Annotated in this window: 16 protein-coding genes; 6 read left to right on the forward strand and 10 right to left on the reverse strand. The window is 68.3% G+C overall.

Going from position 1 to position 19846, the window contains the following annotated elements; translation table 11 throughout:
• Positions 1-8 precede the first annotated feature (8 nt).
• Positions 9-3170, reverse strand: a complete 3162-nt coding sequence (locus tag ED208_RS00350; protein ID WP_123209878.1) for an efflux RND transporter permease subunit — start codon at positions 3168-3170, stop codon at positions 9-11.
• A gap of 258 nt (positions 3171-3428) precedes the next feature.
• On the opposite strand from ED208_RS00350, the gene otsB reads away from it, so the two are divergent.
• The 5 genes from otsB (at position 3429) to ED208_RS00375 (ending at position 9524) form a co-directional block, all read left to right on the forward strand.
• Positions 3429-4154, forward strand: coding sequence for a trehalose-phosphatase (gene otsB / locus ED208_RS00355; protein WP_123209879.1), 726 nt, complete (start codon positions 3429-3431; stop codon positions 4152-4154).
• Positions 4118-5953 carry a glycoside hydrolase family 15 protein gene (locus ED208_RS00360; protein ID WP_123209880.1) on the forward strand — a complete coding sequence of 612 codons (1836 nt, stop codon included), beginning with the start codon at positions 4118-4120 and terminating at the stop codon, positions 5951-5953. The genes otsB and ED208_RS00360 overlap by 37 nt, the downstream gene beginning before the upstream one ends.
• Positions 5950-7320, forward strand: a complete 1371-nt coding sequence (locus ED208_RS00365) for an alpha,alpha-trehalose-phosphate synthase (UDP-forming) (RefSeq protein WP_123209881.1) — start codon at positions 5950-5952, stop codon at positions 7318-7320. Before ED208_RS00360 ends, ED208_RS00365 begins: the two co-directional genes overlap by 4 nt.
• Complete coding sequence (locus ED208_RS00370) at positions 7317-8231, forward strand: glucokinase (protein ID WP_123209882.1); 915 nt, start codon at positions 7317-7319, stop codon at positions 8229-8231. The genes ED208_RS00365 and ED208_RS00370 overlap by 4 nt, the downstream gene beginning before the upstream one ends.
• Before the next feature lie 90 nt (positions 8232-8321).
• The gene (locus ED208_RS00375) at positions 8322-9524 is read left to right on the forward strand and encodes a cation:proton antiporter (RefSeq protein WP_123209883.1); all 1203 of its coding nucleotides are present in this window, start codon (positions 8322-8324) and stop codon (positions 9522-9524) included.
• Positions 9525-9593: 69 nt separating this feature from the next.
• Here the strand turns inward: ED208_RS00375 and ED208_RS00380 are convergent, their stop codons facing one another.
• Positions 9594-11036, reverse strand: a complete 1443-nt coding sequence (locus ED208_RS00380; protein ID WP_123209884.1) for an aldehyde dehydrogenase family protein — start codon at positions 11034-11036, stop codon at positions 9594-9596.
• Positions 11037-11167: 131 nt separating this feature from the next.
• Between ED208_RS00380 and ED208_RS00385 the strand changes: the two genes are divergently transcribed.
• Positions 11168-12649: a TrkH family potassium uptake protein gene (locus ED208_RS00385; protein WP_199720462.1), complete on the forward strand. Its 1482-nt coding sequence runs from the start codon at positions 11168-11170 to the stop codon at positions 12647-12649.
• Between the two features lie 25 nt (positions 12650-12674).
• Here the strand turns inward: ED208_RS00385 and trkA are convergent, their stop codons facing one another.
• The 8 genes from trkA to dapF all read right to left on the reverse strand — a co-directional run bounded on the left by trkA (position 12675) and on the right by dapF (position 19828).
• Positions 12675-14057, reverse strand: a complete 1383-nt coding sequence (gene trkA, locus ED208_RS00390; RefSeq protein WP_123209885.1) for a Trk system potassium transporter TrkA — start codon at positions 14055-14057, stop codon at positions 12675-12677.
• Between the two features lie 71 nt (positions 14058-14128).
• A complete protein-coding gene (locus ED208_RS00395; protein ID WP_123209886.1) occupies positions 14129-14548 on the reverse strand; it encodes a gamma-butyrobetaine hydroxylase family protein in 420 nt (139 codons plus the stop codon).
• A gap of 7 nt (positions 14549-14555) precedes the next feature.
• A complete protein-coding gene (hslU, locus tag ED208_RS00400) occupies positions 14556-15881 on the reverse strand; it encodes an ATP-dependent protease ATPase subunit HslU (protein ID WP_123209887.1) in 1326 nt (441 codons plus the stop codon).
• Between the two features lie 46 nt (positions 15882-15927).
• Positions 15928-16470, reverse strand: a complete 543-nt coding sequence (hslV, locus tag ED208_RS00405) for an ATP-dependent protease subunit HslV (protein WP_123209888.1) — start codon at positions 16468-16470, stop codon at positions 15928-15930.
• A 184-nt stretch (positions 16471-16654) separates the two neighbouring features.
• Positions 16655-16918 carry a hypothetical protein gene (locus ED208_RS00410; RefSeq protein ID WP_123209889.1) on the reverse strand — a complete coding sequence of 88 codons (264 nt, stop codon included), beginning with the start codon at positions 16916-16918 and terminating at the stop codon, positions 16655-16657.
• Between the two features lie 122 nt (positions 16919-17040).
• Positions 17041-17961, reverse strand: a complete 921-nt coding sequence (locus ED208_RS00415) for a tyrosine recombinase XerC (protein WP_123209890.1) — start codon at positions 17959-17961, stop codon at positions 17041-17043.
• A 335-nt stretch (positions 17962-18296) separates the two neighbouring features.
• The gene (locus ED208_RS00420) at positions 18297-19001 is read right to left on the reverse strand and encodes a DUF484 family protein (protein WP_123209891.1); all 705 of its coding nucleotides are present in this window, start codon (positions 18999-19001) and stop codon (positions 18297-18299) included.
• Entirely contained in the window at positions 18989-19828 is an 840-nt protein-coding gene (gene dapF / locus ED208_RS00425) for a diaminopimelate epimerase (RefSeq protein WP_123209892.1), read from the reverse strand. The genes ED208_RS00420 and dapF overlap by 13 nt, the downstream gene beginning before the upstream one ends.
• Positions 19829-19846: the final 18 nt, after the last annotated feature.

Consider the following 19846-nt stretch of genomic DNA (forward strand, 5'->3'; position numbering starts at 1 on the left):
GCGACACGTCAATGGGAGGAAACCGCGAGCGCCGGGCCGGGCCGTACGCCCCGCCGCAGCGTCGCATAGACCACCGGCACGAACAGCAGGGTGCCGAAGGTGGCGAATGAAAGACCACCGATCACCGCGCGACCCAGCGGCGCGTTCTGCTCGCCGCCCTCGCCCAGGCCCAGGGCCATCGGCAGCATGCCGATCAGCATGGCGCCGGCGGTCATCAGCACCGGCCGCAGGCGGGTGGCGCCGGCGTCCAGCGCGGCGGCGAAGCTGTCCAGACCCTCGGCCATGCGCTGGTTGGCGAAGGTGACCAGCAGGATGGAATTGGCGGTGGCCAGGCCGATGGTCATGATCGCGCCCATCAAGGCCGGCACGCTGAAATAGGTCTGGCTCAGCCACAGGCCCCAGACCACGCCGCTGCCAGCCGCCGGCAGCGCGGTGAGGACGATGAAGGGATCGCGCCAGGACTGGAAGTTGACCACCATCAGCAGGTACACCAGCACTGCCGCGCCGAGCAGGCCGAAGCCGAGTCGCGAGAAGGCCTCGCGCATGGCGGTGACGCTGCCGCGCAGCTCGATGCGGTTGCCGGGTTGCAGCTCCTTGCGCGCGGCGTCGAGCACGCCATCGAGGTCGGCCGCCACCGCGCCGAGGTCGCGTCCGGCGACACTGACGAACAGATCGTAGCTGGGCTGCACGTTGTAGTGGCTGATCACCGCCGGCGCCAAGCCGCGCTCGATGCTCGCAAGATTGCTCAGCAACTGCGGCTCGCCCTGCCCCACCGACACCGGCGTGTTGAGCAGGCCGGCGACCGAGTTCATCTCCCGCTCCGGCAACTGCACCGCGACGCGGTAGGGATTGCCGGTGACCGGGTCCATCCAGAAATTCGGCTGCACGGTGCCGGAGCCGGACAGGGTCACCAGCAGGTCGTTGGCGACATCGCGCTGGGTCACGCCCAGCTCCAGCGCGCGGGCACGGTCCACATCGAGCTTGAGGGTCGGCAGGTCGTTGCTCTGGTGCAGGGTGACATCGACCGCGCCGGGGATGGCGGCGATGCGCTCTTGGAGCTTCTGCGCCAGCGCGAAATTGTCGGCGCGCTTGAAGCCGATCACCTTCACATTGATCTGCGCCGGCAGGCCGAAGTTGAGGATCTGGCTGACGATGTCGGCCGGCTGGAAGTAGAAATCGAGCTCGGGGAACTTGCTCGGTAGTTGTTCGCGCAGCACCTGCATCCACTCCGGTGCCGACTTGCTCCGCTCGTGGGCGAGCGCGATCAGCACCTCGCCGTCGTGCGGGCCGGTGGTCACCGAGTCGCCGAAGGCCATCGAGTACTTCACCGCCGGCTGGCCGATGTTGTCGACGATCAGGGCGACATCCGTGCCCAGCAGGCGGCGGATCTCGTCTTCCACCGCCGAGTAGATCTGCTCGGTGCGCTCGATGCGGGTGCCGGTGGGCGCACGCACATGCAGGCGGATCTGGCCGCCATCGACGGTGGGGAAGAACTCGCGGCCGACGAAGGGCGTCACCACCGCCGTCGCGGCGACCACCATCGCCATCGCCAGCAGCGCGGTGAGCCGGTGCGCCAGCGTCCATTCCAGCGCCAGGGCGTAGCGCGCGCGCATCGCCTCGAAGCCGGCATTGAAGCGATGGTGGACGTGGCCGAAGAAGCCGCGCGGCGCGGCGCCATGGGCATCGTGCGGCTCGCCGCGCAGCAGCCAGTTGGCGAGCGCCGGGGTGAGCGTGCGCGACAGCACATAGGAGCTCAGGATGGCGAACACCACCGCCAGCGCCAGCGGGATGAACAGGTAGCGCGCGACGCCGCCGAGCAGGCCCACCGGGATGAACACGATGGTCAGCACCAGCGCCGAGACCAGGGCCGGGAAGGCGATTTCCGCCGAGCCGTCGAGGATGGACTCGGTGAGCCCCTTGCCCATGCCGCGATGACGGTGGATGTTCTCGATGGTGATGGTCGCTTCGTCGACCAGGATGCCGATCGCCAGTGCCAGACCGCCGAGGGTCATCAGGTTGAGCGTGTGGCCGAGCGCGGTGAGCAGGGCGATGGAGGCCAGCACCGACAGCGGGATCGAGATGGCGACGATCAGCGTCGAGCGCCAGCTACCCAGGAACAGCAGGATGAAGGTGGCGGTGAGCAGGGCGGCGATCAGGCCTTCCACCGCCACGCCGGCGATGGCGCCGCGCACGAACTGGCTCTGGTCGAAACGCAGCTCGATCTGCATGCCCGGTGGCGCGGCATCGCGGATGCTCGGCAGCAGGCCTTTCACGCCCTCGACGATGTCCAGGGTGGAGGCATTGCCGTTCTTGAGGATCTGCACCAGCACGCTGCGCTTGCCATCGACGCGCACGATGTTGATCTGCGGCTCCTGGCCGTCGTGGACGCTGGCGACATCGCGCAGATAGACCATGCTCCCCGCCACCTCGCGCACCGGCAGATCGTTGAGCTGCTGGAGCACCGCCGGCGAGCTGTTGAGCTGCACCGCGTACTGGGTGTCTCCGATCTTCGCCGAGCCGGCCGGCAGGGTGAGGTTCTGCAGGCTCACCGCCTCGGCGACATCGCGCGCCGACAGTCCTCGCGCGCGCAGTGCCGCCGGGTCGATGTCGACATTCACCAGGCGCGCCGCGCCGCCGTAGGGCGCCGGCATGGTCACGCCCTGAAGGGCGGCGATGGTCGGACGGATACGCGTATTGGCGTAGTCGAAGATCTGCGCCTCGCTCATGGTCTCGCTGGACAGCGCGAGCTGGATCAGCGGCACCGAGTCGGCGCGGTAGCGGACCAGGATCGGCGGGGTGACGCCGGTCGGCATGATGCGCTGGATGGTCTGGCTGATCGCGGTCGCCTGCGCCAGCGCCACCTCCGACTTCGCACCCGGATGGAAGTACACCCGGATCAGGCCGACGCCCTCGGTGGTCTGGCTCTCGATGTGCTCGATGTCGTTGACGTTGGCGCTGAGCGAGTTTTCCGAGTACTGGGTGATGCGCCGCTCGAAGTCGAAGGCGGCCAGGCCCGGATAGGTCCAGATCACCGAGATCACCGGAATCTCGATGTTGGGGAAGATGTCCTTCTGCACGCTGCGCGCCGCCAGCCCGCCGCCGAGCAGGATGACGATGGCCAGAACCGCGAAGGTGTACGGGCGCCGTAGCGCGAGCTGGATCAGCCACATGGGCGGGATTCGACCGGAAGAGAGCGTCGATAAGATAGTTACCGGTCAGTAACAGTTCCAATTAATTCCGGCGGGCGCCCGATCAGGCCGGCTTATCACTGCCTATAAGCGTCGGCGGCCGCCCATCGAGCCAGCCTTGCTATAGTCGGGCCACATTCCGTGTCTCCCGACCGTCGTCGGGAGATGGCCATTCACCGTGTCGCCACTTCCCGCGCCTGTTGCACCCGGCGCCCGGCGGCCCCCAATAAAACCGGAGTGATGACGGACCTCATCCGCCTTCGCGCAGAAGAAGTAGCCCTGTTCCTCGATTTCGACGGCACCCTGGTCGCGCTCGCCGACCACCCGGACGCGATACAGCCGCCCGCGCAGTTGCACAGCCTGTTGCCGGCGCTCCAGAAGCGGCTGAACAAGGCGCTGGCCGTGGTTTCCGGGCGCCCCTTGCAGCAGTTGGAGCGGCATCTGCCGCCGGGCCTGGCGCTGGCCGGCATCCACGGCGGCGAGTGGCGCTGGCCCGGCCAGGCGCCGCAGCGAATGCCGACCGCCAGCCTGGACCCGGCGCGACGCAGCCTGGCCGACTGGCAAGCCCCGCCCGGCGTCTGGATCGAGGACAAGGACCTGGCCCTCGCGGTGCACTACCGCGCCCGCCCCGGGTCGGCGGCTCTCTGCGAGCAGCGCGCGGCGGCGGCGGCGGCGCTGGCAGACGCGCGCCTGCTGGCCGGCAAGCAGGTGTTCGAGATCAAGCCACGCGGCATCGACAAGGGCACAGCGCTGCGGCGCTTCATGGCGGCGGCGCCCTTCGCCGGACGCCTACCAGTCTTCGTTGGCGACGATGTCACCGACGAAGACGGCTTCGCGGCGGCCCAGGCGCTGGGCGGCATCGGCATCAAGGTCGGGGTCGGCGACAGCCGGGCGCGGCATCGCTTTCACGACACCCAGGAGGTTTTCCAATGGCTCAACAGCCTCTTACTCCACCCCCCGACCTGAGCGGCGGCCGTCATGCCGGCCTGCCGCTGGGCATCATCGGCAATTGCAGCTTCAGCGCGCTGATCGACGAACGCGCCGAGGTGGTCTGGGCCTGCATGCCGAGAGTGGACGGCGATCCGGTGTTCCACTCGCTGCTGGGGCGCAACGCCGCGCTGCCGCAGGCGCAGGGCTACTGGTCGGTGGAACTCGAGGGCCAGACCCGCAGCGAGCAGCGCTACCTGGACAATACCGCCGTGCTGGTCACCGTCCTGCGCGACGACGCCGGCAACGCGGTGGAGATCACTGACTTCGCGCCGCGCTTCCGCCTGCATGGCCGGCAGTTCCGGCCGCTGGCGATGGTCCGCCGCCTGCGGCCGCTGGCCGGCGTGCCGCGCATCACCGTGCGCCTGCGCCCGGCGTTCAACTACGGGGCGCTGCCCCCAGCCGTCACCCAGGGCTCCAACCATGTCCGCTACGTTGGTCCGGAGTTCAGCCTGCGGCTCACCACCAATGCGCCGATTGGCTATGTGCTGGCGGAAACCGCGTTCATGCTCCGCGAGCCGCTGGCTTTTCACCTGGGGCCGGATGAAACGCCGGAAGGCGCCATCGAGCCACTGAGCCGGGATTTTCAGGAGCGCACCGAGTCGGAATGGCGCGAATGGACCCGGCGCCTGGCGCTGCCGCTGGAATGGCAGTCGGCGGTGATCCGCGCGGCGATCACCCTCAAGCTCTGCACCAGCGAGGAAACCGGCGCCATCGTCGCCGCGCTCACCACCAGCCTGCCGGAAGCGCCGGGCAGCGCCCGCAACTGGGACTACCGCTACTGCTGGCTGCGCGATGCCTTCTTCGTGGTGCGCGCGCTCAACTCGCTGTCCGAGGTCGAGACCATGGAGCACTATCTCGGCTTTCTCCAGAACGTGGCCCTGAGCGCCAACAGCCATCTGCAACCGGTGTTCGGGGTCGGGCTGGAGACCCAGCTCAGCGAACGCATCGCCAGCCAGTTGTCCGGTTTCGCCGGCCACGGTCCGGTGCGCGTCGGCAACCAGGCGCACGAGCACATCCAGCACGATGTCTACGGCAATGTGGTGCTGGCGGCGGCGCAGTCGTTCTTTGACGAACGCCTGCTGCGCCGTTCCGGCATCGAGGACTTCGCGCTCTACGAGCGGATGGGCGAGCTCGCCTTCCACCACTACCACACCCCGGACGCCGGCATGTGGGAGCTGCGCCATCGCGCGCGCGTGCACACCTCTTCGGCGCTGATGTGCTGGGCGGCCTGCGACCGCCTGGCGCGCATCGCCGCGCACCTGGGCCTGAGCGCACGCGAACCCTACTGGCGCAAGCGCGCCGAAGTGATCCGTGCGGCAGTCGAGAACGAAGGCTGGAACGCCGAGCTGAACTGCTATGTCGAGAGTTTCGGCGGCCGCGACCTCGACGCCGGCCTGCTGCTGATGCCGGAGGTCGGCTTTCACCCCGGCAACCACCCCCGGATCCTCTCCACGCTGACCGCCATCGAGCACAAGCTCAAGCGCGGCGCGCATCTGTTCCGCTACCACGCGCCGGACGATTTCGGCGCTCCGGAAACCGCGTTCACCGTCTGCACCTTCTGGTATCTCGACGCCCTCGCCCGCGCCGGCCGCCGCGACGAAGCCCGGGCGCTGTTCGAGAACCTGCTGAGCTGCCGCAACCACCTCGGCCTGCTGTCCGAAGACCTGCACCCGCAATCGCAACAGCTCTGGGGCAATTTTCCGCAGACCTATTCCATGGTCGGCATCATCAACGCCGCCGTCCGCCTCTCGCGCGACTGGGAAGAAGTGGTATGAGGCTGGTGGTGGTCTCCAACCGGGTCGCCCTGCCCGACAGCAGCGACCGCGCCGGCGGCTTGGCCGTGGCGCTGGACGAGGCCCTGCGCGAAGGCAGCGAGGGCCTGTGGTTCGGCTGGAACGGCGAGACCAGCCGGCGCCCCAGCGACAGCGTGCACGAGCAGCGCCACGGCAAGGTCTCCTTCGCCACCGTCGCCCTCAGCCGCGAGGAGTTCGCCGGCTACTACGAGAGCTACGCCAACCGCTGCCTCTGGCCCCTGCTGCACTTCCGGGTCGATCTCACCGCCTACGACGAAGAAGCCGAGCATCAGTACCGGGCGGTGAACGAGCGCTTCGCCCGGCTGCTGGCGGCGCGCCTGCGGCCGGACGACGTGATCTGGGTGCAGGACTACCACCTCATCCCTCTGGCCGGCGCGCTGCGTCGCCTCGGGGTGAGTCAGCGGATCGGCTTTTTCCTGCACATTCCCTTCCCACCAGCGGCGCTGTTCGAGACCCTGCCCGGCCACGAACGGCTGGCCGAGGACTTCGCCGCCTACGACCTGATCGGCACCCAGACCGAGGCCGACGCCGCGCACCTGCGCGACTACCTGGCGAAGACCCTGGCCGTGCCGCTGGAAGGCGGCAGCCTGTTGCATCGCGGCCGGGAGGTCCGGCTGGACGCCTTTCCCATCGGGATTGATCCCGCCGGCTTCCGGGCGCTGGCGACCGCCGAGGAGGGCGAGTCCGAGTTCCTGCGCCTGCGCGCCAACCTGCGCGACCGTGCCCTGGTGGTCGGCGTCGATCGGCTCGACTACACCAAGGGCCTGGTCCGGCGCATGCGCGCCTTCGAGAGCCTGCTGGCGCAGTTCCCCGAGGCGCGCCGGCAGGTCGAGTACCTGCAGGTGGCGCCGCTGTCGCGCGAGCAGGTGGAGGACTACCGCCGCTTCCGCCTGGAGCTGGAGCAGCTGACGGTGAAGATCAACGCCCAGTACGGCGAGACCGACTGGACGCCGGTGCACTACATCAATCGCATCCTCTCCCGCGCCACGCTGGCCGGGCTGTACCGCGCCGCCAGCATCGGCCTGGTCACGCCGATCCGCGACGGCATGAATCTGGTGGCCAAGGAGTATGTCGCCGCGCAGGACGCCGACGATCCCGGGGTGCTGGTGCTGTCCCGCTTTGCCGGCGCCTCGGCGCAGATGCCCGAGGCGCTGCTGGTGAATCCCTACGACGTCGCCTCGGTGGGCCGCGCGCTGGAACAGGCGCGGCAGATGCCGCGCGCCGAACGTCGCGCCCGCCATGCCGCGCTCTATGCCGGCCTGTGCCGGCAGGACCTGCGCGGCTGGCGGCAGTCCTATCTCGACAGCCTGCGAGGTACGCGCGCATGAATGCTTACCGGATGATCGTTGATCTCGGCGGCACCACCGTGCGTCTGGCACTGGCCGCCAGCGATGGCAGCCTAAGCGCGCTGGAGCGCCACGCCAGCCCGCGCCAGGATCTGCTGCCCTTGCTGCGGAGCTACCGCGAACGCCAGGGCGAGACCCTGAGCGGGCTCACCATCGGCGCCGCCGGACGCATCCGGCGCCTGCCCGGACGCGCCAGCGTCACCCTCACCAACCTCGCCCTGACCCTCTCGCGCGAGGAGCTGTCGGCGGCGCTGGGGCTACCGGTGCTGCTGCTCAACGATCTCGCGGCGGTCGCCGCCGCCCTGCCCCTGCTGCCGTCGTCGGACCTGGAAGCGTTCGGACCGGATCGCCAGCCCGGACAGGGCACGCGGGTGGTGGTCGGCCTCGGCACCGGCTTCGGCGTCGCGGTGCTGACCGCCGACGGCGCCATTCTGGAAACCGAGGCCGGCCACGCCGACCTGCCGGCGGCGACGGTCGAGGAGCGCGCCTGCCTGACCCGGTTGTCGCCACTGAAGGCGGTGTCGATCGAAACCCTGTTCTCCGGTCCCGGCCTGCTGCGCCATCACGCCCTGCACACCGGCGAGCACCTCGACGACCCTGGCCTGCTGCACGAGCGGGTCCGCAGCGACCCGCGCAGCGCCAAGGCCATGCGCCAGTACAGCCGCTGGCTGGGCCGTGTCTGCGGCAATCTGGTGCTCAGCTTCGGTGCCTGGGGCGGCCTCTACCTGGCTGGCGGCGTCTCGCGCCGGCTTGGCCCACTGCTGGATGGCAACTGCTTCCGCGAAGGCTTCGAGGACAAGCCCCACTTCGGTCCCGAGCTGGCGGCGGTGCCGGTCTGGCGCATCCGCGCCGAGGAGCCCGCCCTGCTCGGGCTGGCGCGCCTGGCGGCCTGAATCCGCCGGCGCGGCCGATACGGTTTTCGCCCTCCCGGCGACAGACCTCGGCTAGTCTTTCTCCAACAACACGTACAGCCGCAAACCGCCATGTCCACGCCCGTCGCCGTGCCCAACACCCTGCTGCTGTTCGGTGCCCTGCTCCTGCTCGGCCTGATCGGCGCCGCGCTGGCCAACCGCAGCGGTCGCCTGCCGGGAATCACCGGCATGATCTTCGTCGGCTTTCTCGCCGGCCCCAGCGTGCTCGGCCTGGTCAGCCCGACGATGCTCGGCGAGGCGCGGGTGTTCGTCGATATCGCCCTGGGCCTGATCCTGTTCCAGCTCGGCCTGCTGCTGGACGTGCGCGCCTTCTTCAGCGAGCGCCGCACCTGGCTGACCGCTCTGCTTGAGTGCCTGCTCACCTTCGCCGGCGTGTTCGCCGCCCTGCGTGGCCTCAAGGTCGAGCCGCTGCATGCGGCGCTGGCCGCCGCCGTCGCGGTGTCGTCCTCGCCGGCGGTGCTGCTGATGGTGGCGCGCGAGCTCAAGGCCAGCGGCGTGGTGACCGAGCTGTCGATGCGTCTGGTCGCCTTCAACAATGTCGCCGCCTTCCTGCTCTACACCGCGATCCTGCCGTTTGTGCATCTCGAACAGCAGGCCGGCTGGCTGACCAGCCTCAGCGGCCCGCTGCTGCAACTCGCCGGCTCGGTGCTGGTGGGCACCGGCCTGGCCTTCGTCCTGGTGCGACTCAGCCGCTGGCTGCTGCCGCCGGAAGGCGGTGATGCCTTCGTGCTGGTGGTGGCCATGGTGCTGATCTCGCTGGGCCTGGCCAAGAGCCTGCCGGTCTCCCCGCTGCTGGTGCTGCTGACCCTCGGCCTGGCCGCTCGCAACATCGACAGCCCCGAGCACCTGCGCTCGGTGCAGTTCGGCCGGGGCGGTGAGCTGTTCTTCCTGATCCTGTTCGTGTTCGCCGGCGCCAACCTGCATCTCGACCACCTTTCCCAGGCGATCTTGCCGGTGCTCGCCTTCGTGCTCGCGCGCGCCGCCGCCAAGTGGCTCGCCTGCTTCCTGGTGCTGCGCGGCCACGGCCTGGCGACCTTGCCCAGCGCCACCACCGGACTGACCCTGGTGCCGATGGCCGGCATGGCCATCGGCCTGGTGCAGTCCACGGAAACGCTCTACCCGGAGTTCGCCGCGCCGTTGTCGGCCATCGTGCTGGGAGCGGTGGCGGTGCTGGAAACCGTGGGGCCGATCAGCACCGAGTGGGCGCTCAAGCGCGCCGGCGAGGTGCCGGCGGAGGCGCAACTGCGGCACTGAGCGCACGCGACTGCGCACCACGAAAAAGCCCCGCTGGCGGCGGGGCTTTTTGGTACCGAGCGAAGGCGCTCAGACCAGCTTCATCAACCAGGGCACGACCTTCTTCATGAAGCCGCTGTACGGCGGGAAGAACATGCGCGCCATCATGAACTGGGTACGCACCACCGCCCGCTCGTGGCTGAAGGCCTTGAAGCCATAGAGGCCGTGGGCGCTACCGATGCCGGAGTTGTTGACGCCGCCGAACGGCAGGTTGCCGTGCAGGTAGTGCACCACCGTGTGGTTGATGCAGGAACCGCCGGCGGTGGTCTCCTTCATCACCTTCTGGATGTTGGCCTCGTTGCGGCTCCAGACGTAGAGCGCCAGCGGCTTGGGGTTGGCGTTGATCTCGTCAATGACCTTCTGCAGGCTGGTGTAGCCGATGATCGGCAGCAGCGGGCCAAAGATCTCTTCCGACATGATCTTGGCCTCGGCCGGAATGTCGGTGATCAGGGTCGGCGCCACCCACTGGTCGGCGACGTTGACGCCACCGCCGCTGAGCACCTTGGCGCCCCGGCTCTTGGCGTCTTCCAGCAGGCCGGCGACGCGCTGGGTGTGCCGCTGGTTGACCACGTGGGTCAGGCTGTCCGAGCGGGCCTGGGCGGCATCGCTGTCGCCGTAGGAACTCTTCAGGACCGCCGTCGCCTTTTCGATGAAGGCAGCCTTGACCGACTCGTGGACGAAGATGTGATCGGGGGCGACGCAGGTCTGGCCGCAGTTGGTGAACTTGCCCCAGAGGATGTTCTTGGCGGCGAGATCGAGGTCGGCGGTTTCGTCGACGATGGTCGGCGACTTGCCGCCCAGTTCCAGGGTGACGCTGGTGAGGTGCTTGGCGGCCGCCGCCATCACCACCTTGCCGACCGCCGGCGAGCCGGTGAAGAAGATGTGGTCGAAGGGCAGCGCCAGCAGGGCGGTGGAGACCGCGACATCGCCCTCGAAGATCGCCACCTCGTCCTCGGTGAAGGTTTCCTTGACGATCTTCACCATCACCGCGCTGGTGTGCGGGGTCATCTCGCTGGGCTTGAGGATGGCGGTGTTGCCGGCGGCGATGGCGCTCACCAGCGGCACGAAGCAAAGGTTCACCGGGTAGTTCCAGGGCGCGACGATCAGGCAGCGGCCGCGCGGCTCGTACTGCACATAGGCCTTGGTGCCGCCCATCATCATGGTCGGCCAGACGCCGCTCGGCTTCATCCACTTCTTGGTCTTGCGGATGGCGTCGTTGGCTTCGGCCACCACCGGCAGAATCTCGGTGAGATCGACCTCGACGGCCGGCTTCTTGAAGTCCTTGTACATCGCCTCCTGCAAGGCCGTGCTGTGGGCGAGCACCGCCGCCTTCAGCTTCTTGATCTTGGCGATGCGCTCCTCGGCCGTGGAGCGGCGCAGGCGGATGGCGGTGTCGAATTGCTTCTCGAACACCCGACGCACTTCGGCGTCCAGGGTGTTGGTCTCGGGCAGGTTCAGAACGGCGGCGGTCATGGGTCTTTACTCCTCGTGGCCAGCGGCAACGGACTGGCCGCCCGCTGAATGGGCGTTCAATATACACCCGCCTGCGGTGACGAAAATCCCGTCCGGCGTCAGTCCCTTAGCTCCGGCGTAAACTGCACTCCATGCACAACAACAACAGCGCCGCAGTGCGCGGAATCCTGCCGGTGGCCCGCGTGCTGGGCCTGCTGTTGATGCTGTTCAGCCTCACCTACACCCTGCCCATCGCCTGCTCGCTGATCACTGCCGACGGCGAGCACTGGGACTTCGTGGCGGCGATGGTCATCAACCTGGTGCTGGGCGGCGCGCTCTGGTTCCTGACCCGCCATGCCAAGCGCGACATCAAGCCGCGCGAGGGCTTCCTGCTGGTCACCCTGTCCTGGGTGCTGATGGGTCTCAGCGCGACCATTCCGCTGATGATCACCATCGACGGCCTGTCGTTCACCGACGCCATGTTCGAGACCATCTCCGGCCTCACCACCACCGGTTCGACCACGCTGACCGGTCTCGACCGGCTGCCGCCCTCCACCAACCTCTGGCGCCATGAGCTGACCTGGCTGGGCGGCATGGGCATCATCGTGCTGGCGGTGGCGATCCTGCCCTTGCTGGGCGTCGGCGGCATGCAGCTCTACAAGGCCGAGACGCCGGGGCCGATGAAGGACGACAAGCTGACTCCGCGCATCACCCAGACCGCGAAGTCGCTGTGGACGATCTACATCGCCCTCACCGCGCTGTGCGCGATCTGCTTCCGGTTCGCCGGCATGAACTGGCTGGACGCCATCTGCCACGCCTTCGCGGCCCTGTCGCTGGGCGGCTTCTCCACCCACGATGCGAGCTTCGGCTACTTCGACTCACCGCTGATCGAGGGCATCGCGATCTTCTTCATGCTGCTGGCGACGCTGAACTTCGCCACCCATTTCCTGGCCTGGCGCCACGCCCGCCTGCGCTATTACTGGGAAGACGCCGAGGCCAAGGCGATCCTGCCGCTGTTCTTGATCGTCGCCCTGCTGCTCAGCGCCTTTCTCTGGCTGCATGGCCAGTACGAGAGTTTCTGGACCAGCCTGCGTCACGTCAGCTTCAATCTGGTGTCGCTGGCCACCTCCAGCGGCTTCGCCAGCGTCGACTACAACACCTGGCCGCTGTTCGTGCCGCTGGTGATGCTGCTGATGTCCTGCGTCGGCGCCAGCTCCGGCTCCACCGGCGGCGGCATGAAGATGATCCGCGTGCTGATCCTGTTCAAGCAGAGCGGCCGCGAGATGTTCAGCCTGATGCACCCGAACAGCATCGCGGTGCTGAAGATCGGCGGCAAAGTGATTCCGCCCAAGGTGGTGATGTCGGTGCTCGGCTACGCCCACCTCTACCTGATGAGCGTGCTGGTGCTGACCCTGATCATGCTCGCCACCGGCCTGGACCTGCTCACCGCCTTCTCGGCGGTCGTGGCCAGCGTCAACAACGCCGGCCCTGGCTTAAGCCTGGTCGGCCCGGCGGGCAACTACGGCGTGCTCAACGACTTCCAGACCTGGGTCTGCACCTTCGCCATGCTGCTCGGGCGCCTGGAAGTATTCACCCTGTTCGTGGTGCTGACGCCCAGCTTCTGGAAGGACTAAAGCGCCAGGCCGCGCCGCGCGCTGCCTACAGGAAGCCGAAGCTGACCTGGAACAGCTTCTCGACCTCGCGGGTCTTCTTCTTGTCGACGATGAACAGGATCACGTGATCCTCCGCCTCGATCACGGTGTCGTGGTGGACGATGATCACCTGCTCGCCACGGACGATGGCACCGATGGTGGCGCCCACCGGCATCTTGATCTCGTCGATGCGCCGCCCCACCACCTTGCTGCTGCTGCGCTCGCCGTGCGCCACCGCCTCGATCGCCTCGGCGGCGCCACGGCGCAGGGTGTAGACCTTGACCACGTCGCCACGGCGCACGTGTGCCAGCAGGGCACTGATGGTGGACTGCTGCGGCGAGATGGCGATGTCGACGGCGGAGTTCTCCTCCACCAGATCGACATAGGCCAGGCGATTGATCAGCGACAGCGCCTTGCCGGCCCCCAGGCGCTTGGCCAGCATCGCCGCCAGCACATTGGCTTCGTCGTCGTTGGTGATGGCGCAGAAGACATCGACGTCGTCGATGTTCTCTTCCAGCAGCAGCGACTCGTTGGCGGCATCGCCGTGCAGCACCACCACGTGATCCAGCTCGGCGGCCAGCGCGTTGGCGCGGACCTTGTCCTTCTCGATCAGCTTGACCTGCACATGGTCCTGCAGCGCCCGCGCCAGGCGCAGGCCGATGTTGCCGCCGCCGGCGATCATCACCCGCTTCACCGGCTTATCGTGGCGGCGCAGCTCGGCGATGATCTTCGGGATGTGCTCGGCGGCGGCGAGGAAGAACACCTCGTCCTCCGCCTCGATGATGGTGTCGCCCTCCGGCAGGATGGCGCGGCCGCGACGGTAGATGGCCGCCACCCGCGCCTCGACGCCCTTGGGCAGGTGCTGCGGCAACTCCTTGAGCTGGCGCGACACCAGCGGACCGCCGTAGTAGGCGCGCACGCCGACCAGCCGCAGGCGACCGTCGGCGAAGTCCACCACCTGCAGGGCACCGGGGTACTCGATCAGCCGGCGGATGTAGTCGGTGACCAGCTGCTCGGGGCTGATGCACATGTCCACCGCCAGCGCGTCCTGGGCGAACAGGGTGCCGGAGTCGCGCAGGTAGTCGGCGCTGCGCACCCGGGCGATCTTGGTCGGGGTGCGGAACAGGGTGTGGGCGATCTTGCAGGCGAGCAGATTGGTTTCGTCGGCGTCGGTGACCGCGATCAGCATGTCGGCGTCGTCGCCGCCGGCGCGGCGCAGCACGTCGGGATGCGAGGCATGCCCCTGCACCGTGCGCAGATCGACCCGCTCCTGCAGGGCCGCCAGCATGCTGGCGTCGCGGTCGACCACGGTGATGTCGTTGGACTCGCGAGCCAGGTTTTCAGCGAGCGTGGAACCGACCTGCCCGGCACCGAGAATGACGATTTTCATGTGCGCGCACCTTACGCCGCAGGGGGCGCGGCATCAACTGAAATCCGCGCCGCCGGAACCGGCCCGCGCGCTCAGGCGCGTTGAACCTTGGGCGGAGTGAACTTCTTGGGCAGGGCGGCGAGCTTGACCAGATCGCGGTCACGGCTCATGCCGTGCTCGGCCAGGCGCTGCTGGTAGCGCGCCCAGTTCTTTTCCTGCTCGCGGCCCAGCTCCCAGAGCACGTCCCAGGAGTACAGGCCGCTGTCGTGCCCGTCGTCGAATACCAGGCGCACCGCATACTGCCCTACCGGCACGATCTCCTGAATGCCCACCGCGCGCTTGCCGGGCACCAGCACCGGCTCTTCCAGGCCGTGACCACGCACCTCGGCGCTGGGCGAGAACACCCGCAGATACTCCGCCGAGAGCATGAACTGGCGACCGGTGGCGTAGCGCAGTTCCAGGGTCTGATCGGCGCGGTGCAGCTTGATGCCGGCGGGAGTCGGTGCGTGCATGACAGTCTCAAAGAATGTAGCGAGAAAGATCTTCGTCGGCGGCCAGCTTGCCCAACTTGCCATCGACATAGGCGGCGTCCACCGTGAGGCTGCTGCCGGCGCGGTCGGGAGCCTCGAAAGCCAGCTCCTCCATGAGCCGTTCCATCACCGTGTGCAGGCGACGGGCGCCAATGTTCTCGGTGCGCTCGTTGACCTGGAAGGCGACCTCGGCCAGCCGGCGCACGCCCTCGGGGCTGAACTCGACGTTCACGCCCTCGGTGGCCAGCAGCGCCCGGTACTGCTCGGTGAGCGAGTAGTTGGGCTCGGTGAGGATGCGCACGAAGTCCTCGACCTTGAGCGCCTCCAGCTCGACACGGATCGGCAGGCGGCCCTGCAACTCGGGAATCAGGTCGGAAGGCTTGGACAGATGAAACGCGCCCGAGCAGATGAACAGCACGTGGTCGGTCTTCACCGAGCCGTACTTGGTGCTCACCGTCGAGCCCTCGATCAGCGGCAGCAGGTCGCGCTGCACGCCTTCGCGGGAGACATCGGCGCCGGCGTACTCGCCACGCTTGGCGACCTTGTCGATCTCGTCGATGAAGACAATGCCGTTCTCCTCGACGTTGTGCAGCGCCTCGGTCTTGATCGCCTCCTCGTCCACCAGCTTGCCGGCTTCCTCGTCGGTGAGCTGCTTCATGGCCTCGGCGATCTTCATCTTCTTGCTGCGAGTCTTGCCCTGGCCCATGCCGGCGAACATGGACTGCAACTGCTGGGTCATTTCCTCCATGCCCGGCGGCCCCATCAACTGCACGTTGGGCGCGGCGGCATTGAGCTTGATCTCGATCTCGGTGTCGTCCAGCTTGCCCTCGCGCAGGCGCTTGCGGAACACCTGGCGGGCGGCGCTGTTCTCCTGCTGGCGCGACTCGCTGGCCTCGCCGAAGTCCTTGGGCGGCGGCAGCAGGGCGTCGAGCACGCGCTCCTCGGCGGCAGCCTCGGCCTTGTCGCGCACCCGGCGCGCGGCCTGCTCGCGGGTCTGCTTGACCGCGACGTCGACCAGATCGCGGACGATGGTATCGACATCCTTGCCGACGTAGCCCACCTCGGTGAACTTGGTCGCCTCCACCTTCACGAACGGCGCATTGGCGAGCTTGGCCAGGCGGCGCGCGATCTCGGTCTTGCCGACCCCGGTGGGGCCGATCATCAGGATGTTCTTCGGGGTGATCTCGGCGCGCATGCCGGCCGGCGTCTGCTGCCGGCGCCAGCGATTGCGCAGGGCGATGGACACCGCCCGCTTGGCGGCGGCCTGGCCGACGATGTGCTGGTCCAGGGCCTGCACGATCTCGCGCGGCGTCATCAATGTCGCCGAGGACGGCTGGGTTTCGTTCACAGGACTCCCGTTATCAGGCATCGATGGTCTCAATGGTGAGGTTGTGATTGGTGTAGATGCAGATGTCGGCGGCGATGTGCAGCGCCTTCTCGACAATCTCGCGGGCGCCAAGTTCAGAGTGCTCGACCAGGGCGCGGGCGGCGGCGGTGGCAAAGCTGCCGCCGGAACCGATCGCCAGCACCCCGTGCGCCTCCGGCTCCATCACGTCACCGTTGCCGGAGATCATCAGCGTCGCCTCCTTGTCGGCGACCAGCAGTAGCGCTTCGAGCTTGCGCAGGTAGCGGTCGGTGCGCCAGTCCTTGGCCATCTCCACGGCGGCGCGCACCAGTTGGCCGCCGTGCTTTTCCAGCTTGCCCTCGAAGCGCTCGAACAGCGTGAAGGCGTCGGCGGTGCCGCCGGCGAAACCCGCAATCACCTGCCCGTTGTAGAGGCGCCGCACCTTGCGGGCGTTGCCCTTGACCATGGTGTTGCCCATGGAAACCTGACCATCGCCACCGATGACCACCGTGCCATTGCGGCGCACAGCGAGGATGGTGGTGCCGTCGAATTGCTGCATGAACCTGCTCCGGGCGAGTCGCCCACGGGATGGATGCCGGCAAAGATTGGGGGTGGGGGCGGCTTTTCAACCGGGTCGGCCGCAGCGCGACGACAGGCCTCCGGAAACACAAAGAGCACCTTGCGGTGCTCTTTGTTCCCGGCGAACCGGGAGAAGCAGTGTGCGCGGCAAGCCGCGCAGGGACTTACTTCTTGGGCTCTTCGGCCGGGGCAGCAGCCGGGGCGGCTTCGGCGGCAGCCGGAGCAGCGGCGGCGTCGGTGGCGGCGGCAGCAGCAGCGTCGGCAGCGGCCGGAGCGGCTTCAGCCGGGGCAGCTTCGGTCGCGGCCGGAGCAGCTTCGACGACCGGAGCGGCGGCCGGGGCTTCCACCGGAGCAGCAGCCTCTTCCTTCTTGCACGCGGCGAGAGCGATAGGGGCGGCCAGCAGGGCGATCTTGAGCAGATTGTTCATTTATGAAACTCCCAGGGAGACAGCGGGTTGAATGACAAAACAATGGAGATACAACGGAGGAAAGGTCGTTAACGAAACCTCAATTGGGAATTTTATCACCGTCGCGATGTTGCCCTGCAACATTATTTCGGCCCGGACTTGCTCCGGGCGCGCGGGTGCGCCTGGTCGTAAACCCTGGCCAGACGGTCGAAATCGAGGTGGGTGTAGATTTGGGTGGTCGCCAGGTTGGCGTGGCCCAGCAGCTCCTGGACGGCGCGCAGGTCGCCACTGCCTTCCAGCAGATGGCTGGCGAAGGCGTGGCGAAAACGATGCGGATGGACCCGCCCGGCCAGACCGGCACGTCGCGCCCAGAGCTTGAGCCGACCGGCAATGGCGCTGCGCGACAGCGGCTCGCCATCCCGCCCCGGGAACAGGGCTGCACCGGCGCCCTGCCCGCCCGGGCGCAGCGCCAGCCAGGCGGCCAAGGCCGCCCGCGCCTGGGCGCCGACCGGCAGCACCCGGGTCTTGCCGCCCTTGCCGGTGACCCGCAACTCGCTCAAGCCGGCGTCGAACTGGCCCAACTGCAAAGGCTGCAGCTCGCCCAGACGCAGTCCGCAGGAATACAGCAACTCGGCCATCGCCCGGTCGCGGGCCTCCAGGGCGCCGTCGGGCTCCTGATCCAGCGCCACGTTCAGAGGTTCGGCCTCGAAGGCCGAGGGCAGGCGCCGCGCCACTTTGGGCGAGCGCACCTCGGCGGCCGGATTCGCCAGCAGCAGGCCGTTGCGGCACTGGGCCTGCAGGAAGCTGCGCAGGCTGGACAGCTCGCGACGCACGCTCACTGGCGCCAGACCCAAGCGACTGCGGCGGGCGACGTAGGCGCGCACCGAGTGCACGTCGATCTGCTCGACCCGCTCCAGGCCGCGCTCTCGGGCGAACTCCAGAAAGCGCTGCAAGTCCTGGCGGCGACCGGCCAGGCTGCTGGCCGGCGTCCGGCGCACCACCTGGAGGTATTCCAGGTAGGCGTTAACGCTGGTAGCGAGTTCGGTGGCTAGGGGTTGGGGCATGGGGAGAGCATGCCACCGTCAGCGCGCGGCTTGGCCTCGGGCAAGCTTCAAAACCAAGCAGTAGGCCATCCCTGGCGCGACGACAGCATTCTTCCACCCCCTGCCCGGCCATCCCTGGCCGGGCGTTGCAGGCCCCTTCCTGGGGCCTGCCCTACGGGTTCGCTGCGCTCACTCGATTTCGCTCCGGCGAAATCGTCGCCGGGGCGAACTGCCGGGAACTTGCAGTAGGCCGTCCCCGGCGCAACCCCAGCATCCTTCCCACCCCCTGCCCGGCCATCCTTGGCCGGGCGTTCGCCGGGGCGAACTGCCATTCAAGGCAGTTCGCCTGATCCGGCTCACCCCAATCGCGCACGTAGGGCGGCGGCGACCAGTTCGGCGGTCATTTCCAGAAAGAGTTTCCCTTGGCGCGGCTGGAAGCGCTCCGCCTCGCGCGAACCCAGGGCGACCAGGCCGAGGTTCTTCTCCTTTTCCAGCGGCACGATGGCCGCCGACAGGATCGGCTGCTCGGCCTTGGGAAACAGCCGTTTGGCGCGCTCAGCGTCCAAGGGGCCGCACTCGATCAGCCGGGTGCGGATGAAGTTCTCGAACGCGCGTACCAGGGCGCTGTCCGGTTCCAGCGGCACGAAGCCTTCGATGTCGTGGCGCTTGTAGACGTTGGCGTTGACGCCGATGGTGACCTCGTCAACGCCGAAGTCCTCCTTCATGCAGCTGCGCAGGCCGGCGACCACCGCCGCCAGCGAGGGCGCACGGATCAGGGTGCGCGCCAGCTTGTGGACATTGGCGGCGCGTTTCTCGTTGTCGGCGGCGGTTTCCAGCAGCCGCGCGAGACGGTCTTCCAGCTTCAGGTTCTTGCCGCGCAGCAGATCCACCTGGCGCTCGATCAGCGACACCGCCGAACCGGTGGCGTGCACCACTTCCAGATGTTCCAGCAGTTCGGGATGCCGCAGCAGGAATTCCGGCCGGCTCTTGAGGTAGGCCACCACCTGCTTCTCGTCCAGCACCGGCGCGGCCGGCTCGGCGACCGCGTCTAGTTCGGCCATTCCAGTTCCCCAGTGAATACGGTGACGGCCGGCCCGGTCATGTGCACGCTCTGGCCGACGCCAGTCCAGTGCAGCTCCAGGGCGCCGCCGGTCAATTCTAGCCGCGAGCGCTCGTCGAACAGGCCGCGCCGGCGCGCCACCACATGCGCGGCGCAGGCGCCGCTGCCGCAGGCCAGGGTCTCGCCGCTGCCGCGCTCGTAGACGCGCAGCCGGCCGTGGCCGCGATCCTGCACCTGGAGGAAGCCGACGTTGACGCCCTCCGGGAACACATCCGCTCGCGCCTGCACGGCGCGGCCGAGCGCCTCGACCGGCGCGCTGGCGCAATCCGGCACCAGGATCACCGCGTGCGGATTGCCCATGCTCACGGCGCCGAACTCGACGCGCCCGAAGCCGGCCAGCTCCAGCGCGTACAGCTCGGCCTCGGGCAGCGTCAGCGGCACCTCGGCGGGCGCGAAGCGCGGCGCGCCCATATCGACCGTCACCTGACCGTCGGCCTGCAAGGCCAGGCGCATGCGCGCGCTGCGGGTCTGCACCTTCAGCTCGGTCTGGTCGCTCAGGCCACGGTCGCGGATGAACACCGCCAGCGCCCGCGAGCCGTTGCCGCACTGGCCGACCTCGCTGCCGTCGGCATTGAAGATGCGGTAGTCGAAGTCCACATCCGGGCTGCTCGGCGCCTGCACCACCAGCACCTGGTCGCAGCCGACGCCGAAGCGGCGGTCGGTGAGCCGGTGCAGCAGGGCGGCATCGGGACGGAACGGCGCGGCGGTGGCGTCGATGACCACGAAGTCATTGCCGCAGCCGTGCATCTTGGTGAAGGCGAGTTTCATGGCGGCGGATGATGCGGG

The organism is Stagnimonas aquatica (genome assembly GCF_003730135.1).
In the GTDB taxonomy this organism is placed as follows: domain Bacteria; phylum Pseudomonadota; class Gammaproteobacteria; order Nevskiales; family Nevskiaceae; genus Stagnimonas; species Stagnimonas aquatica.

Excerpts from the sequence above, each read along its gene's own strand:
- ED208_RS00350 (WP_123209878.1), bottom strand. The coding sequence starts at position 3,170 with ATGTGGCTGATCCAGCTCGCGCTACGGCGCCCGTACACCTTCGCGGTT.
- otsB (WP_123209879.1), top strand. The coding sequence starts at position 3,429 with ATGACGGACCTCATCCGCCTTCGCGCAGAAGAAGTAGCCCTGTTCCTC.
- ED208_RS00360 (WP_123209880.1), top strand. The coding sequence starts at position 4,118 with ATGGCTCAACAGCCTCTTACTCCACCCCCCGACCTGAGCGGCGGCCGT.
- ED208_RS00365 (WP_123209881.1), top strand. The coding sequence starts at position 5,950 with ATGAGGCTGGTGGTGGTCTCCAACCGGGTCGCCCTGCCCGACAGCAGC.
- ED208_RS00370 (WP_123209882.1), top strand. The coding sequence starts at position 7,317 with ATGAATGCTTACCGGATGATCGTTGATCTCGGCGGCACCACCGTGCGT.
- ED208_RS00375 (WP_123209883.1), top strand. The coding sequence starts at position 8,322 with ATGTCCACGCCCGTCGCCGTGCCCAACACCCTGCTGCTGTTCGGTGCC.
- ED208_RS00380 (WP_123209884.1), bottom strand. The coding sequence starts at position 11,036 with ATGACCGCCGCCGTTCTGAACCTGCCCGAGACCAACACCCTGGACGCC.
- ED208_RS00385 (WP_199720462.1), top strand. The coding sequence starts at position 11,168 with ATGCACAACAACAACAGCGCCGCAGTGCGCGGAATCCTGCCGGTGGCC.
- trkA (WP_123209885.1), bottom strand. The coding sequence starts at position 14,057 with ATGAAAATCGTCATTCTCGGTGCCGGGCAGGTCGGTTCCACGCTCGCT.
- ED208_RS00395 (WP_123209886.1), bottom strand. The coding sequence starts at position 14,548 with ATGCACGCACCGACTCCCGCCGGCATCAAGCTGCACCGCGCCGATCAG.
- hslU (WP_123209887.1), bottom strand. The coding sequence starts at position 15,881 with ATGACGCCGCGCGAGATCGTGCAGGCCCTGGACCAGCACATCGTCGGC.
- hslV (WP_123209888.1), bottom strand. The coding sequence starts at position 16,470 with ATGCAGCAATTCGACGGCACCACCATCCTCGCTGTGCGCCGCAATGGC.
- ED208_RS00410 (WP_123209889.1), bottom strand. The coding sequence starts at position 16,918 with ATGAACAATCTGCTCAAGATCGCCCTGCTGGCCGCCCCTATCGCTCTC.
- ED208_RS00415 (WP_123209890.1), bottom strand. The coding sequence starts at position 17,961 with ATGCCCCAACCCCTAGCCACCGAACTCGCTACCAGCGTTAACGCCTAC.
- ED208_RS00420 (WP_123209891.1), bottom strand. The coding sequence starts at position 19,001 with ATGGCCGAACTAGACGCGGTCGCCGAGCCGGCCGCGCCGGTGCTGGAC.
- dapF (WP_123209892.1), bottom strand. The coding sequence starts at position 19,828 with ATGAAACTCGCCTTCACCAAGATGCACGGCTGCGGCAATGACTTCGTG.